The sequence below is a fragment of the Pseudomonas sp. GW822-FHT04C11 genome (assembly GCF_058800905.1).
The window spans coordinates 146,435-160,774 of sequence record NZ_JBXAMS010000002.1 but is presented as its reverse complement, the minus strand read 5'-3'; the positions used below and the strand labels follow the sequence as shown (position 1 = coordinate 160,774).

Below are 14,340 nucleotides of genomic sequence, written 5' to 3'. Positions count from 1 at the left end.
CTTAAAGAAAGGACTCTCTCATGCCCCCTTTGCGCATGTGTGTCTATGCGCGCCTATCTAAGTATTGGAGTTGTTTTGCCCTGATCACTTCAGGTTTGACAACCACTGCGGTTTACGCTGATTACAGCTTTGATGCTTCATTCCTGGAAATTGGCGGAGGTAACACTTCGGCCGAAGTGGCCGAGCAAGTCAAAACGATGAGCCAGGGGCAACTGCCGGGTATCTATCGAGTCAATGTGACGGTCGATAACCGCATGATCGAACAGCGGGACGTGCGCTTTGTGCGTGAGACGGCTCAGCAGAAACCCACCCTCACCGGGCTGTTTCCTTGTTTGAGCATTGATCAGCTCACGGCATTGGGGGTCGACCCTGCGCGGCTGGCGCATGCCGATATCAGTACCGAACAGTGTGTGTATTTCAATCGTGACCTGGCGGGTGTGACGTACACCTACGACTTCCACAAACAGCGCCTGGATTTGCAGATCCCGCAAGCCTTCGTCGGCAGTGTGCCGTTTGCCACCCGACGCAAACGCTGGAGCGATGGCGAGCAAGTTGCCTTCGCTAACTACAGTTTTTCCGGCAGTCAGTACCAGACGGACTACAACAACCGTCAATCGCAGTTCGGTAGCGTGCGCAGCGGGATTAATACAGGCGCCTGGCGCTTGCGCAATTTCTCGAACTGGCAAAAAAGCACCAACGTCGAAGGCCAGTGGAAGTCGCTGGACACCTATGTCCAGCGTGACATGGGCAACATGATGGCAATCGCCACCATCGGCGAAAGCTCAACCGACAGCGACCTGTTCGACTCCATCTCCTATCGTGGTATCGGCATCGAGTCCGACTTGGACATGCTGCCCGAAGAGTCGCGTAACTTTGCCCCGGTGGTGCGCGGCGTCGCCAATGGCCGTTCGTTGGTGACCCTGCGCCAGCGCGGCTATGTGATCAGTGAACAGTGGGTGCCTTCAGGGCCGTTCGCACTCAAGGACCTGTATTCCACGCCCAGCAACGGCGACATCGAAGTCACGGTTCAGGGCCCCAACGGCGAGCGTCAGGTGTACACGCAATCGTTCTCGTCGGTGCCGTATATGATGCGCGAAGGTCAACAGAGCTATTCGCTGACAGCGGGGCAGTATCGTCCGGCGGACGGCGCCCGTGATCAGGCTAAGCCGGCGTTCGTCCTGGGCACCCTGCGCCGTGGTTTGAGCGACGGCACTACGCTGTTTGGCGGGGCGCTCGTCAGCGATCAATACAAATCCTCACTGTTGGGTTTCGCTCACGATTATGCCGGTTTCGGCGCCATCTCCCTTGATGTGACGCATGCGGTCAGCGACGACCTGGGCCCGGAACGCAAAACCCTGGCCGGGCAGTCATACCGTTTCCGGTATTCCAAGACATTGAGCCTGACCGACACCAACTTCAGCCTGATCGGCTACCGCTACTCCACCAGTGGTTATTACAGTTTCAGTGAGGCGAACAACGCGCGTGCCAACCGGTCCCTGGCCCCCTATGTCGATGAATCGCTATCGAATGGCGAACACTTTTCGCCTTACTTGCAAGGTCATATGAAGAGCAGTTTTACCGCCAATGTGTCGCAGCAATTCGGCAACTACGGCGGCCTGTACGCCAACCTGACCAAGACGGCTTATTGGAACATGGCCAAGAGCAATACGTCGATTCAACTGGGCTACAGCTTCAGTGTGGGGCGCGCTTCTTACAACCTGGGCCTGGCGCAGAATGGCGGCAGTGATGATGACATTCGCAGCCTGTCGTTGAGCGTGAGCCTTCCGCTTGGCGATCCGGGCAGCAGCAGTCGCATCGGCTTGAGCAACAACCAGGACTCCAATGGCAATGCAACGCGCGCAGCCACATTCAGCGGCTCAAGCTTCAAGGATGACGCGCTGTCCTACAGCCTCGGCGTCAACCAGCAGCTGAGTGATGAGGATCGCATATTGGGCGGCTCGGTTGCCGCACGCTACAACGCCGCCAATGCGATCTGGCATGGCTCGTACAACCAAGATCGAAATACTCGGCAAATGGATTACGGCGTCGAGGGCGGCGTGGTCGCCATGCGCGACACCCTGATGTTTACCCAGCCGCTGGGGGAAACCAACATCATCGTTGCCACCCCAGGCGCTGCCGATGTGGGGGTATTGACCCGCAGCGGGGTCAGGACCAACAACAGTGGCTATACGATCATCTCGTCGGCGCAGCCTTACCGGGATAACCGCGTATCGCTCGACACGGATTCATTGTCCGACAACGTCGATATCGCCGGGCTGGTACAGGAAGTCACGCCCAAGCGTGGGGCCTTTGTGATGGCCCGCTTCAAGACCCAAAACGGTCGCCGCCTGTTGGTGACCGTTGAAACGGCGCAGGGGATGGCCGCGCCATTCGCGGCAAACGTCCAGCTCTTCGATTCGACCGGTGCCGTGCTCAGCGAGGCCATGGTTGCCGATAAAGGACGGGTATTTATCACCGGTGTACCGGAGCAGTCTCGATTGGCTATCAAGGTCAACGGTAAGACTTGGTGCCGTCAGGACCTGGACTTGAGTCATTACACCTTGCCTCAAGCCGGCATTGGACAATTCAAGTTGACCTGTAACCCCACTACTGGCGCTAGTGATAATTAAGGAAGCGTACTGATGTACTGTTTTGCGAACCTAAAATATTTAATCAGAAGACGAGTAAGCTGTTTAGTGGTTGCACTATTGTGCGGTGTCGTTGGGCCGTCGGCGAGTGCTTATGTTGATCCCTCCGTAACGTGTTCAGGTAGCCCGGTCTCATCAAGCGTTTTACTCGGGGCGGTACGTCCGGGCACTAGGTTTCAATTACCCTTTGCTTCAGGCACCTGTAGAACGGATGGCTGGTACCCGTTGGGCGGCTATTACACCCAGACCCAAAGTCCGGTAAGCCCTAGCGGGAATCTGACATTTATAGTTGTAGCGAAGGATACGAGAGTCGTGGTTCCATCAGACGCCAGTGGGTCACAAACGGCATGCTTCGTGCCGAGCAATTGCCGTGGCGAACTTCTTGAAGGCAGTGTGTTTCCCTATGATTTTTTTGTGGTGTTCAATGCTGAGCGTGCGACAGGTATCTACAGCACTGTCGTTACCGTTTACGGTTATTCGCCCATAGATAATGTTAAGCGTAAGGCCAAGATCGCGGAGGTCACCTATACCTACATCGTCGTAGAACCGGCCTGCTCTATTGGTTCAGCAACCAGTCTGGCGCTTCAGTTCGGTACGCTGTCCCCCAATGATGTTGGCGCCCAACGCACCGCCGATATCACCGTCAACTGCCTGTCTGGCGTCACCGCCAGGGCCAGGCTCGTGCCTACACAAAGCGCGGTCGGTACCGGATTATCTGCAACCAGCCTTGAGGGTTTGTCCATGGCGGCGACCTGGGCCGATAACGGTCAGGCGGTTGACTTCAATGTGACGCGAAGTTTCAGCCTGAGTACCGGTAGTAACCTGATAAGCCTCAACTTTCGCCCCGTGGTTAACGCCGGTGCTTTACCGACCGGAGCGTTCTCCAGCCAATACACACTCAACCTCACTTATCCATGATTCCCGCAGGAGCACACTCATGAAATTACTGGGATCCGCTACCGTCTTACTCGTCGCCGGCATAACCTGCCAGTCCGCCTTTGCAATCACCGATACGGTCACGATCAACGTGAGCGGCACCTTGACACGCCCACCGTGCAACGTGACAAGCAGCAAGACACTGAGCGTCGACTTCGGCAGCTTGCGCTACGACCAAGTAGAGTCCGCCCCAGTCGTTCCAGTGCCCATCACCCTGATATGCCCTGCCAATTCATCCCTGAGTGTTAGTATCAAGGCGTCCGGTGCCGTTTCAGGTTCGACAACCCAGGCCACTACGGACAAAGCCAACCTGGCCTATACACTGACGCTCAGCAGCGACAACTCGGCCGTGGATATCACGGGCGCGAAGCGCACCCTCACCAAGCAAAACGGTAACGTCGACCTGAGCATGAAGGCAAAACTGCTAAAGAACGGCGAGTTGACCGAGGGCAAGTTCAGTGCCTCGACAGTGATCAATATCGAGTACCTGTGAGGTGCCTATGGCGATCAGGCTGACGCTGTGGGGAGCGCTTTTGACCGTTGCGGTGTTGTGTTCGGCTCAAGTGTGCCAGGCGGCGCCAACGGCCCGGCTGGATATCCGCGGAACCTTGATACAGCCGCCTTGCTCAGCCAATTTTCCGTCCACGCAAAACGTTGAAATTCCCAAGGTCAATCTGAACGCTTTGGGTTCTGGAATGACCGACTGGACTGACGTAGCGTTTGATTTTCAATGCACGAAAGGCAGTAAATTGCAATTGCGCTTCACTGCCGGCAACGGCGCCTACGACACCGCTACGTTGCGTACCACGTTGGACAAACTGGGATTGAAAACCCGTCTGAGCGACGTGACAGGCACTGTCCGCGATGTACATTTCAACCTTGGCGAGCAATTTACGTTCTTCGTGGAGGCGACAGCGCTGAATCTCAAACTCTCGGTCAGACCGGTACTCGGCGCACAAGAGTTACCTGCCATTGGTAGCTATAACGCAACCCTGATGATGGAGATCGTCTATCTGTAGCGATGGACGCTCGATTTGAACCTGATTGTCTGGTCGTTTTGTCCAACAAACTGCCACCTCTTCCCTCCATTAAAGATCGCTACGCCATTGTCGACGTAGATCTTAACTACTTCAGTTAGGGTTATTCACATGGACAGTAAGTACTTGGCGGCGGGAGTGACGCTATTAGTTACCTGAACGAGCCCCGTCAGCGATTCAGCCTCGATTTCTATACGCGCCAGGTTCGCCATACTGCTCAGTTGCCCACGATCAACGTTGGTCACCTCATGGGTAATGATCAGATGGTGTTTGTCGTCGACAGCTGTTTGTACGTTGTAGCTGGCCGTTATGGTGCCTCGGCCGCTCGTGGCCATTGAACGTGCATCTTGGGCTGTGAGGGAGATCTGCTGTTCTGGACTTTCGTGGAGCTGCGTTGCGCCTCGATTTCCTTAATTTTCTGCATCTGCTTTTTCAGTTTTCTATCTTTTCTTTCAGCCGCTCGCCTTGGCCTCGGCCACTTCGGGCGTTGTCCTATCCGCCGAATCCATTGCCGTCAGATATCGATCAATACTCTGCTCGATCTGCTGCATGCGTGCCTTCAGCTTGCCCTGAATAAAATTGCGGTCGCGGTTATTGACGGCTTTGAATTTGCGGCCGTCGATGGCGATGATCAGCTGAGAAAAGAGATTGAGGTTGCGGCAAAGAACTGCAAGCTGGCGGCATACGCTGCGAACGGCTTTGCCGTTGTCTTTGCGAAAGTCGGCAATGGTTTTGAAGTCTGGAGCCAAACGCTTCGCCAGCTTGCCTGCAACAAGACAGAAATGACCCTTGCCAAAAGCCTTATCGGTAAAATCGATAAGACTTGTCGATAATACGGTAAAAAACCGATAAGAAAATGACTTAGACTGCGTACATGGTCACTCACACATATTAGGAAGATTGCCATAACGCATAGGTATCTTGCTGGTTAAACATTTGACCATATGAGCGGACCATTGGGTGGTACGCCAATTCATTCTGGCGACCAGGGGCTAGCAGCTTTTCATTGATCTTGACTGATTTTCATGGATCTCCAAGTTCGCGCTCCATTTCTGAAGGGTATTGAACATCGTTCTGTTTTTCATACTGTAGTGTTTGTACACGGTTCGGTGGGACTTGTTTTTGATGGGATAAGCAGATTTCAGGATGCGCTTTAGCGCGGCTGACTAATTTAGGGTTTTGGCTGATTCTAAATAAAAAGCGCTGGATCACTTCTTGTAAAGGAGTGGCGGCAATGTATATGTTCTTGCCGTTCTTAATCGCTCTGCTGAGCTCCGTTTCTATATTTTTCTGGAAAAAGCGAACTGGCTTCGGAATGTGGGGTGTTATTAATTATCAGTCTCGTGTGGTTTAACTCTCACTCAACTGATCTTCTTGACTTGCACTTTTGAACGGTGTTAGAGAATGAGTAATTGCAGTTCGCGGCCTTGATGGGGGAGAGTGCTTCTCAGCTCTCCAAGCTCAGTAGTGGTGATGCGTTAAATATTCTTGGTCTTCTGGGCGTCAGTTTGTCGCTGGTAATTGCATTTTATTACCAGTTGTTTTGGCATGAGCTGCCATGCCCGGTATGCGTGCTACAACGATTGAGTATGATTACCATAGGTTCTGGATTTTTAATGAATGTGCGTTTCGGTGTGCGCTACTAGGGAGTTTGCTAGCCGGAGCTATCGCCTCACGCCAGATGTTTCTGCATGTTCTTCCAGAGGATCCGGGCTATGGGGTGACGCTTTTGGACGCACATTTCTATACGGGGGCGTAGTGTCTACCCTTGCACCCATGGGGTTTATCTCGGGGCTTCTACTGCTTAAGAACTGGGAGCAACCATCACCTATCAGGCAACAGGCGCATGTTCTTGGGAAGTTGGCCATGGTCGTATTTATTTTCCTGATAGCTGCAAACCTGGTACCTACAGTCCTGGAGTGTGGCATTGGAGAGTGTGAGACTAATTCCGTGGTTTATCAGCTACTGACAAACTAGTACTGCTCAGGTATGACTTTTCTTCGAGGTGTTAGGTAATGAGCTCAACGCTCGCCGTACTCCAATGACTCGCTTCTTGTATTTCAATCCTGGTGGTTAAAGTTCGGTCTTTTACTGATTGAAAAAAATTTGAGCCGGCTTGCCGTCTGTGATCCTGCATGCCATCCCGGCAGAGAAAGTATGTCGGTCATGTAGAACTCGGTAGCTAACTTGAAAGCACTGTTGCAGTCACGCTTTATCCGTATATAAGAGGGCAGTTATGTTTAATCTACAGGCATTAGACTTGGCGCGAATGCAGTTCGCATTTACGGTCTCGTTCCATATTCTGTTCCCGGCTATCACAGTCGGTTTGGCCGGTTACCTGGCAGTTCTTGAGGGTTTGTGGCTGAAGACCCGTAACGACATCTATCGTGATCTGTACCACTTCTGGTCGAAGATCTTTGCTGTCAACTTCGGCATGGGCGTGGTGTCCGGTGTTGTTATGGCCTATCAGTTCGGTACCAACTGGAGCCGTTTTTCGGACTTCGCCGGCCCCATCACCGGTACTCTGCTTACCTATGAGGTACTCACCGCCTTCTTTCTTGAGGCGGGTTTTCTGGGAGTGATGTTGTTCGGCTGGAACCGGGTCGGGCGAGGACTGCATTTTTTTTCTACCGTTATGGTGTCTCTTGGAACGCTGATATCGTCCTTTTGGATCTTGGCGTCCAATAGCTGGATGCAGACCCCTCAGGGCTTCGAAATCGTTAACGGCCAGGTGATTCCGACGGACTGGCTGGCGGTAATTTTCAGCCCTTCGTTTCCCTACCGCCTCGCACACATGTCAATTGCTGCGTTCGTTGCCACCGCCTTCTTCGTCGGCTCATCGGCTGCCTGGCATCTGTTGCGCGGCCGTGACAACCCTGCGATCCGCACCATGCTGTCGATGGCCATGTGGATAGCCCTGATCGTCATGCCCATTCAGATCATGGTCGGTGATATGCACGGCCTGAATACCCTGAAACATCAACCGGCGAAAATCGCTGCGATTGAAGGTCATTGGCAAGACCATGGTAATGAAGCGACTCCGCTGATTCTGTTCGGCTGGCCGGACATGAAAGCCGAGAAGACTAAATTCACCGTCGAAATTCCGTACCTGGGCAGCCTGATCCTGACCCATAGCCTGGACAAACAGGTGCCCGCACTGAAATCGTTTCCCCCTGAAGACCGCCCCAACTCGACCATCGTGTTCTGGTCGTTCCGGGTTATGGCCGGCCTCGGTATGTTGATGGTCTTCACCGGATTGTGGAGCTTGTGGTTGCGCAAGCGCGGAACGCTTTACCAGTGCCGCCCGTTTCTGTACTTGGCGATGTTCATGGGGCCGTCCGGTCTGATCGCGATTCTCGCCGGTTGGTTCACCACTGAAATCGGTCGTCAACCGTGGGTGGTGTATGGCCTGCTGCGTACTACCGATGCCTCGTCGAACCATAGCGTGGCACAGATGAGCCTTACCCTGGGTCTGTTTGTCGTGGTGTATTTCGCGCTGTTCGGGACCGGTTTCGGCTACATGATGCGCCTGGTGCGCAAAGGTCCAAAGACCAACGAAGGCGCAGAAATCAGCCACGGAGGTCCTGGTCAGCAACGTACGCCGGCTCGTCCACTTTCTGCTGCCGACGACAACGGTGAAGGTGATCACAGCCTTAGCCTGAACAAGGGGAATTGAGTCATGGGTATTGATCTTCCATTGATTTGGGCCGTGATCATCATCTTCGGGATCATGATGTACGTGGTCATGGATGGTTTTGACCTGGGAATCGGCATTCTCTTTCCCTTCATCAAGGGTCACCGTGACCGCGATGTGATGATGAACACTGTCGCGCCCGTCTGGGACGGTAACGAAACCTGGCTGGTATTGGGCGGTGCGGCGTTATTTGGCGCCTTCCCGCTGGCGTATTCGGTGGTGCTGTCGGCGCTGTATCTGCCACTGATTCTGATGCTGTTCGGGCTGATCTTCCGGGGCGTGGCCTTCGAGTTCCGCTTCAAGGCCAAAGAAGACAAGCGCCATATATGGGACAAAGCCTTCATCGGTGGTTCGCTGGTCGCCACATTCTTCCAGGGCGTGGCGCTGGGGGCGTTTATCGACGGCATACCGGTGGTCAATCGGCAGTTCGCTGGCGGTGGGCTGGACTGGTTGACACCCTTCAGCCTGTTCTGTGGCGTGGCGCTGATCGTCGCGTATGCCTTGCTGGGTTGTACCTGGCTGATCATGAAAACCGAAGGCAAGTTGCAGGAGTTGATGCATGACCTGGCGCGGCCGCTGGTCCTCGTGCTACTGGTGGTAATCGCTATCGTCAGTATCTGGACCCCAATAACTCATCCCGAGATTGCCTCACGTTGGTTCACCTTGTCGAACCTGTTCTGGTTTCTGCCGGTGCCGATCCTGGTGCTGGTAACAACCTGGGGTCTGTTCAAGGCGGTGGCGCGTAACGCGCACTACACGCCGTTCCTGCTGACCCTGCTGCTGGTCTTCCTCGGCTACAGCGGTTTGGGCATCAGTCTGTGGCCGAACATCGTGCCGCCGTCGATCTCGATCTGGGACGCCGCCGCACCACCGCAAAGCCAGGGCTTTCTCCTGGTTGGCACCTTGTTCATTATCCCGTTCATCCTGGGTTACACCTTCTGGAGCTACTACGTGTTCCGCGGCAAGGTCACCCACGAGGACGGTTACCACTAGCAGAGGAGCGCTCCAATGGACAGTAAGACAATTGTTGAACCGGCCGGACATAAGCCACTACTGCGGCAGCGGCTGGGCTGGATGCTGGTGATTTATGCGGGCAGCGTGGCGGCACTGGGTGTGTTTGCCATGCTGATCCGACTGTTCATGCAGGCGGCGGGGATGAAGTCGCACTGACCAACTTTCCGATGCTGGATACAGCCTCTTCAGGAAATGGACCCTGGGTCGAGGAGGCTGTTCTTTGCTATCAGCTCATACTCATTCATGGGGGTATCTATCGATATCACCATTGCCAAGTACTTTGTCTGTACCAGCATTAACCAATCGAAGTTAAGGGGGGGATGTTGTCATCCAGTACAGCACTGGCGAGCAACCTTTGTCTTTAGGCGATAAGGTTACTTCTTCTGCTCAAGTAACGCTCGGTGATACCCCTGTTATTTAGGCAAATGATGCACAAATCAGCACTCACTATTGCCCAATCTGTCTATTCGTTGCTCACAGTCTGCTCTGGCACAATTGCCGGTTTGGCTCGCACATATCACGTAGCACGTCATCGTAGAAAATTCCTTATCGGTAAAATCGATAAGCTATGACGATAATACGGCGAAAAGCCGATAAGAAAATCACCTAGAATGAGCACACGATCATTACACACTCATCAGGAAGATTGTCATGTCGCTTAGAGATCTCGCAACTATCAATGCGGGAGCCAAACCCCTTAGCCATTTGAGCCGACCACGGGAGGCGATACGCCAATTCACGCCGAACTGGTTCGCCGCGACCATGGGCACCGGCATCCTTGCCTTGGCCCTGGCTCAGTTTCCTCTAGCCATCCCTGGCTTGAGATCCATTGCTGAAGGGCTCTGGATGTTGAACATCGTTCTGTTCTGCACCTTCAGTGTCCTGTACATGGCTCGGTGGATCATGTTTTTTGATGAGGCCAAGCAGATCTTCGGGCACTCCACGGTCTCGATGTTCTTCGGCACTATTCCGATGGGGCTTGCGACCATTATCAATGGTCTTCTGGTGTTCGGCGTTCCTCGTTGGGGCACAGGTGTCATACCGCTGGCTGAAGCCCTGTGGTGGATCGATGTCGTCATGGCGCTCGCCTGCGGTGTGCTGATTCCTTACATGATGTTCACCCGTCAACAACACAGTATCGATCAAATGACGGCCGTCTGGTTGCTGCCAGTAGTCGCCGCGGAAGTAGCGGCTGCAAGTGGTGGGTCGCTGGCTCCGCACCTGCTCGATACCGGCGCGCAATTCGTTATGTTGATTACCAGCTATGTACTGTGGGCCTATTCGGTTCCTGTCGCGCTGAGCATTCTGGTCATCCTGCTGTTGCGCATGGCGTTGCACAAACTTCCCCACGAAAGCATGGCCGCATCCAGCTGGTTATCGCTGGGTCCTATTGGTACAGGCGCACTGGGCATGCTGGTCATAGGCGGCGAGGCCCCCGCAATCTTTTCGGCGCAGGGACTGCAAGGGATTGGCGAGGTTGCTCAAGGCATTGGACTGATTTCCGGCATTCTTTTCTGGGGCCTGGGGTTGTGGTGGATGGCAATGGCCGCCCTAATCACGATCCGCTACTTTAAGGCGGGTGTTCCTTTTAACCTGGGGTGGTGGGGGTTTACTTTTCCTATCGGCGTCTATGCCGTCACGACTCTCAAGTTGGGCTCTGTTCTGCATTCCAGCTTCTTCAGTATTTTTGGTGGATGCCTGGTGTTGGTGTTGGCGGTCCTGTGGTTGATCGTGGCTTTCAGGACGATTGCTGGTGCGTATCGAGGAAATCTTTTCGTCTCGCCATGCATCGCTTCTTTGGCTAAATAGTCAACTCATCAATAGCTGCCTCAGGCTTGCAAGTCTGAGGTCAGCGACCAACTTGGCCTACTGTATTACTTATCTGACGAACAACAGGCGCGTAGAGCAGGCCACTGGTAGCGCTTGGGAAAAATAAAGTAAAGAGTCTGATCTTCGATCCTTATTCGTGTTGAGAGTGTAGAACTTATGTCTATTGATAACAGAAACACTATTAAGCGCCGTGTCTTTCTCCAGGGGGCAAGTCTGGTAGCTGCGGGGCTTGCATTTAAACCGTTGCATAGTCGAGCGGCAGAAACTGAGGCTCAGGACTTTGCCAATGGAACCCGGGAGTTGGTGGCTTATCCGCAGAAAAGACCGCTGATGCGTGTCACGGCTCGTCCACCGCATCTGGAAACACCGTTTTCGGTGTTCAACGAGTCGATACTGACGCCCAATGATGCTTTTTTTGTTCGCTACCACCTCGCTAATCTTCCTACCTCGATTGATGCGGACAACTATCAGCTACAGATCAAAGGCCTGGTGGACAAACCGCTCAGCTTGAGCCTCGCGGAACTCAAGGCGTTGGGAAAGACCGTCGAGGTAGTGGCTGTCAACCAGTGTTCCGGTAACAGCCGAGGTTATGGATCGCCACGGGTATTTGGTGCGCAGCTGGGTAACGGCTCGGTAGGTAACGCGCGGTGGACGGGCATCCCGTTAAAAGCAGTGCTTGAACAGGCTGGGGTGCAGGCGGGGGCTAAACAAGTGACCTTTCGCGGCCTGGACCACCCGGTATTGCCGACAACACCAGAGTTCATCAAGGCACTGGGTATCGATCTGGCGCTTAGCGATGAGCCGATGATTGCCTGGGCCATGAACGGCACCGATATCCCTTTCCTTAATGGTTACCCCATCAAACTGATCGTTCCTGGCTACTTCGGTACCTATTGGGTCAAGCATTTAAGTGAAATTGAGGTCATCGACCATACCTTCGAAGGCTACTTTATGGAAAAGGCCTACCGCGTTCCTGACAATGATTGCCAATGCGTACCGCCAGGAACGGTACCAGACAAAACCCGTCCGATCGGTAGGCTGAAAGTACGATCCTTTATTACCAGTTTGCAGCCTGGTGCCAAGGTGAAGCTTAACGAGCCCATTACCTTGAAAGGCTTTGCATTTGATGGTGGGCACGGCATCCAGTCAGTTGAATTGTCTGAAGATGGCGGCAGAAATTGGCAGTTGGCTGTATTGGGCGAGAACCTGGGCAATTACTCATTTCGCGAATGGACACTGCAGTGGGTACCTCGAGAAAAGGGCAAAGTAGGTTTGCAAGTTCGTGCCACGAACGGGCAGGGCGAACAACAACCGGTGAGAGCCTTGTGGAACCCCGCTATCTATGTAAAGAACAATATTGAAACCACCCCGATCACGGTTGTATAGGACTCCAGGATGAAAAGTGTATTTGAGCACTACAAAGCGTTGCTGTTTGCATTTTGTACCTTTCCGATTTGCGCAGTAGCTTCTCCATTAACAATTAATCTGCCTGCCGAGACTATCAGCCTGCGCCCCTCGGACTTGCCGGGTTACTCCGTTGCTCAGCAGAAGTGCGGAATATGTCATTCGGCCGATTATATTGAGTATCAACCACCCGGCTTCAGCCAGAAACAGTGGACAGGGCTGGCCAGAAAAATGAAAGAGTCTTATGGCGCCCCACTTTCAGAGAGTGAAGTAGGGCTGGTGGGTGAATACCTGGCCGCTACTTATTCAGGTCAACCTGCTCTCGAGAGTAAATCTGCGATCAAGACCATCGAACGTGTGGCTCATACAGTGGATAACCCTAAAGTTGCCGATGCGAAGGTGCTTCTGGAGCAGAATGGCTGTCTCGGCTGCCATGCGATTGATCGAAAGATTGTTGGCCCCGCGTACCACGATGTTGCTGTGCACTACAAAGGTGATGCCCAGGCCATTTCGCAAGTTATCGATCACATCAGTCACGGTGGCGCTGGACGTTGGGGGGCGATACCTATGCCACCATTCCCAGGTTTACAGCCGGCCGAGCTGAAACAGTTGGCGGACTTTGTTCTGGCGCAGTGATCGTCACAAATACACTTCGATTCATAAAATGAGTGAGGTACTTTGATGCGTAAGTTCTGCTTGGCTTTGATTATGCCTGCGATATTTTATATTCCAATAGGGATGGCGGCCTCGGTTATTTCATTACAGGCTGGAAAGAATTATACAGTGACGGATGAGCCAGTAAGCCAAACGCCAAAAGTGCTCGAGTTTTTTTCGTATGTCTGCTCTCACTGTCGGCAACTCGATCCGAGCATGACCCAATGGGCTGCCAAGGCTGGAAATGACGTGGTCCTGACTCGGGTCCCTGTCACTTTTGGCAGCAAACAATGGGAAGGCTACGCTAAAGCCTTTTATGTTGGTGAAGTCCTTGATATTCAAGTCGTCACGAATCACGCGCTATTTGAACTAGCGCATCACGGCGGGAAGCTGGAGACTGCTGAGGAGATTGCTGACTTTTTCGTTGGGCTCGGCGTAGAAAGAAAAGTTGCCGAGCAACAAATCAACTCATTCGCAGTTAAAAGTCGGATGGCTCAAGGCGATAAACTTGCCCAACGCTATAAAATCCAGGCGGTGCCCAGTTTTGTGGTGAATGACAAATACTTCACCGACGCCAGCATGGTGGGTTCCCCCGAGGCAGTGCCTGCCGCTCTCACGCAGTTGGTAAAGTTGCACGATTAGAGTGTACAGCCTCCAGCATCGTTTGTTCTTTGTTGGGGGCTATCGATTGACGTGGCCGACATAAAACGATTATTCATGACTACCGGTGAGGCCGTTAGTCTGCTTCCGGCTGGAGCTCTTTCAGCAAGAGGTTCGATTGCAGTCTACACGGAACAGTTTGCGTAGTTCCGTCAGAGCCATGGACAGGTTCTGGAGACGCTACGGCAGCAGCATCCCGATCTGGAATCGCTCACGCCTGATGTCGAGTTGCACGCATCCGCGCAGCAGATAGTGGATTGGTGTGGCTGATCCTTTAACTCTACAGCTATCGGCGCTGGTACAGCTTAGTCATGGTTTGTGAACCAAACTTGGGCCCGGTCTATCCACCAAATCCGGGACAGACAAGGCGGGCTTACGTTACGTCCTCGAGAAGTAATGTCGTAAACAGCGTATGGTGCTAGCCACTGAGACCATTGCGCCAAAGCTTTTCACCAGTTTGTCG

The 14,340-nt window shown here is 53.4% G+C and carries 12 protein-coding genes and 1 pseudogene; 12 read left to right on the top strand and 1 reads right to left on the bottom strand.

The features are described 5' to 3' along the window. Nucleotides 1–20: 20 nt before the first annotated feature. The 4 genes from AC1RJ3_RS03440 to AC1RJ3_RS03425 all read left to right on the top strand — a co-directional run bounded on the left by AC1RJ3_RS03440 (nucleotide 21) and on the right by AC1RJ3_RS03425 (nucleotide 4,603). Nucleotides 21–2,630, top strand: coding sequence for a fimbria/pilus outer membrane usher protein (locus AC1RJ3_RS03440; protein ID WP_103316238.1), 2,610 nt, complete (start codon nucleotides 21–23; stop codon nucleotides 2,628–2,630). 330 nt (nucleotides 2,631–2,960) lie between these two features. Beyond that, on the top strand, nucleotides 2,961–3,566 hold the full coding sequence (locus AC1RJ3_RS03435) for a fimbrial protein (RefSeq protein ID WP_146039810.1): 606 nt from the start codon (nucleotides 2,961–2,963) through the stop codon (nucleotides 3,564–3,566). A gap of 19 nt (nucleotides 3,567–3,585) precedes the next feature. After that, nucleotides 3,586–4,077, top strand: coding sequence for a fimbrial protein (locus tag AC1RJ3_RS03430; RefSeq protein ID WP_054596178.1), 492 nt, complete (start codon nucleotides 3,586–3,588; stop codon nucleotides 4,075–4,077). 7 nt (nucleotides 4,078–4,084) lie between these two features. Further along, a complete protein-coding gene (locus AC1RJ3_RS03425; protein WP_054596179.1) occupies nucleotides 4,085–4,603 on the top strand; it encodes a fimbrial protein in 519 nt (172 codons plus the stop codon). 185 nt (nucleotides 4,604–4,788) lie between these two features. Here the strand turns inward: AC1RJ3_RS03425 and AC1RJ3_RS03420 are convergent. Further along, a pseudogene (locus AC1RJ3_RS03420) lies at nucleotides 4,789–5,382 on the bottom strand (transposase); the annotation flags it as partial. Nucleotides 5,383–6,051: 669 nt separating this feature from the next. On the opposite strand from AC1RJ3_RS03420, the gene AC1RJ3_RS03415 reads away from it, so the two are divergent. The 8 genes from AC1RJ3_RS03415 to AC1RJ3_RS03380 all read left to right on the top strand — a co-directional run bounded on the left by AC1RJ3_RS03415 (nucleotide 6,052) and on the right by AC1RJ3_RS03380 (nucleotide 13,859). Then, a complete protein-coding gene (locus AC1RJ3_RS03415; protein WP_493077846.1) occupies nucleotides 6,052–6,267 on the top strand; it encodes a disulfide bond formation protein B in 216 nt (71 codons plus the stop codon). Nucleotides 6,268–6,857: 590 nt separating this feature from the next. Then, on the top strand, nucleotides 6,858–8,297 hold the full coding sequence (locus AC1RJ3_RS03410; protein WP_493077484.1) for a cytochrome ubiquinol oxidase subunit I: 1,440 nt from the start codon (nucleotides 6,858–6,860) through the stop codon (nucleotides 8,295–8,297). 3 nt (nucleotides 8,298–8,300) lie between these two features. Continuing rightward, nucleotides 8,301–9,308, top strand: coding sequence for a cytochrome d ubiquinol oxidase subunit II (gene cydB / locus AC1RJ3_RS03405; RefSeq protein WP_103316239.1), 1,008 nt, complete (start codon nucleotides 8,301–8,303; stop codon nucleotides 9,306–9,308). Nucleotides 9,309–9,323: 15 nt separating this feature from the next. Further along, nucleotides 9,324–9,485 (top strand): DUF2474 domain-containing protein, encoded by a 162-nt coding sequence (locus AC1RJ3_RS03400; protein WP_081013757.1) that lies wholly within the window; start codon nucleotides 9,324–9,326, stop codon nucleotides 9,483–9,485. A gap of 495 nt (nucleotides 9,486–9,980) precedes the next feature. Continuing rightward, nucleotides 9,981–11,138 carry a TDT family transporter gene (locus AC1RJ3_RS03395; RefSeq protein ID WP_054596182.1) on the top strand — a complete coding sequence of 386 codons (1,158 nt, stop codon included), beginning with the start codon at nucleotides 9,981–9,983 and terminating at the stop codon, nucleotides 11,136–11,138. 177 nt (nucleotides 11,139–11,315) lie between these two features. Next, nucleotides 11,316–12,545 (top strand): SorA family sulfite dehydrogenase catalytic subunit, encoded by a 1,230-nt coding sequence (gene sorA, locus AC1RJ3_RS03390; RefSeq protein ID WP_103316240.1) that lies wholly within the window; start codon nucleotides 11,316–11,318, stop codon nucleotides 12,543–12,545. 9 nt (nucleotides 12,546–12,554) lie between these two features. After that, on the top strand, nucleotides 12,555–13,199 hold the full coding sequence (locus AC1RJ3_RS03385) for a c-type cytochrome (protein ID WP_109790524.1): 645 nt from the start codon (nucleotides 12,555–12,557) through the stop codon (nucleotides 13,197–13,199). Between the two features lie 45 nt (nucleotides 13,200–13,244). Continuing rightward, nucleotides 13,245–13,859, top strand: coding sequence for a thiol:disulfide interchange protein DsbA/DsbL (locus AC1RJ3_RS03380; protein WP_054596184.1), 615 nt, complete (start codon nucleotides 13,245–13,247; stop codon nucleotides 13,857–13,859). The last annotated feature ends 481 nt before the right edge of the window (nucleotides 13,860–14,340 follow it).

What these genes read in the sequence shown, in the direction of transcription:
- sorA (WP_103316240.1), top strand. Translation starts at nt 11,316, where the DNA reads ATGTCTATTGATAACAGAAACACTATTAAGCGCCGTGTCTTTCTCCAG.
- AC1RJ3_RS03430 (WP_054596178.1), top strand. Translation starts at nt 3,586, where the DNA reads ATGAAATTACTGGGATCCGCTACCGTCTTACTCGTCGCCGGCATAACC.
- AC1RJ3_RS03395 (WP_054596182.1), top strand. Translation starts at nt 9,981, where the DNA reads ATGTCGCTTAGAGATCTCGCAACTATCAATGCGGGAGCCAAACCCCTT.
- AC1RJ3_RS03380 (WP_054596184.1), top strand. Translation starts at nt 13,245, where the DNA reads ATGCGTAAGTTCTGCTTGGCTTTGATTATGCCTGCGATATTTTATATT.
- AC1RJ3_RS03440 (WP_103316238.1), top strand. Translation starts at nt 21, where the DNA reads ATGCCCCCTTTGCGCATGTGTGTCTATGCGCGCCTATCTAAGTATTGG.
- AC1RJ3_RS03415 (WP_493077846.1), top strand. Translation starts at nt 6,052, where the DNA reads ATGGGGGAGAGTGCTTCTCAGCTCTCCAAGCTCAGTAGTGGTGATGCG.
- cydB (WP_103316239.1), top strand. Translation starts at nt 8,301, where the DNA reads ATGGGTATTGATCTTCCATTGATTTGGGCCGTGATCATCATCTTCGGG.
- AC1RJ3_RS03385 (WP_109790524.1), top strand. Translation starts at nt 12,555, where the DNA reads ATGAAAAGTGTATTTGAGCACTACAAAGCGTTGCTGTTTGCATTTTGT.
- AC1RJ3_RS03400 (WP_081013757.1), top strand. Translation starts at nt 9,324, where the DNA reads ATGGACAGTAAGACAATTGTTGAACCGGCCGGACATAAGCCACTACTG.
- AC1RJ3_RS03425 (WP_054596179.1), top strand. Translation starts at nt 4,085, where the DNA reads ATGGCGATCAGGCTGACGCTGTGGGGAGCGCTTTTGACCGTTGCGGTG.
- AC1RJ3_RS03410 (WP_493077484.1), top strand. Translation starts at nt 6,858, where the DNA reads ATGTTTAATCTACAGGCATTAGACTTGGCGCGAATGCAGTTCGCATTT.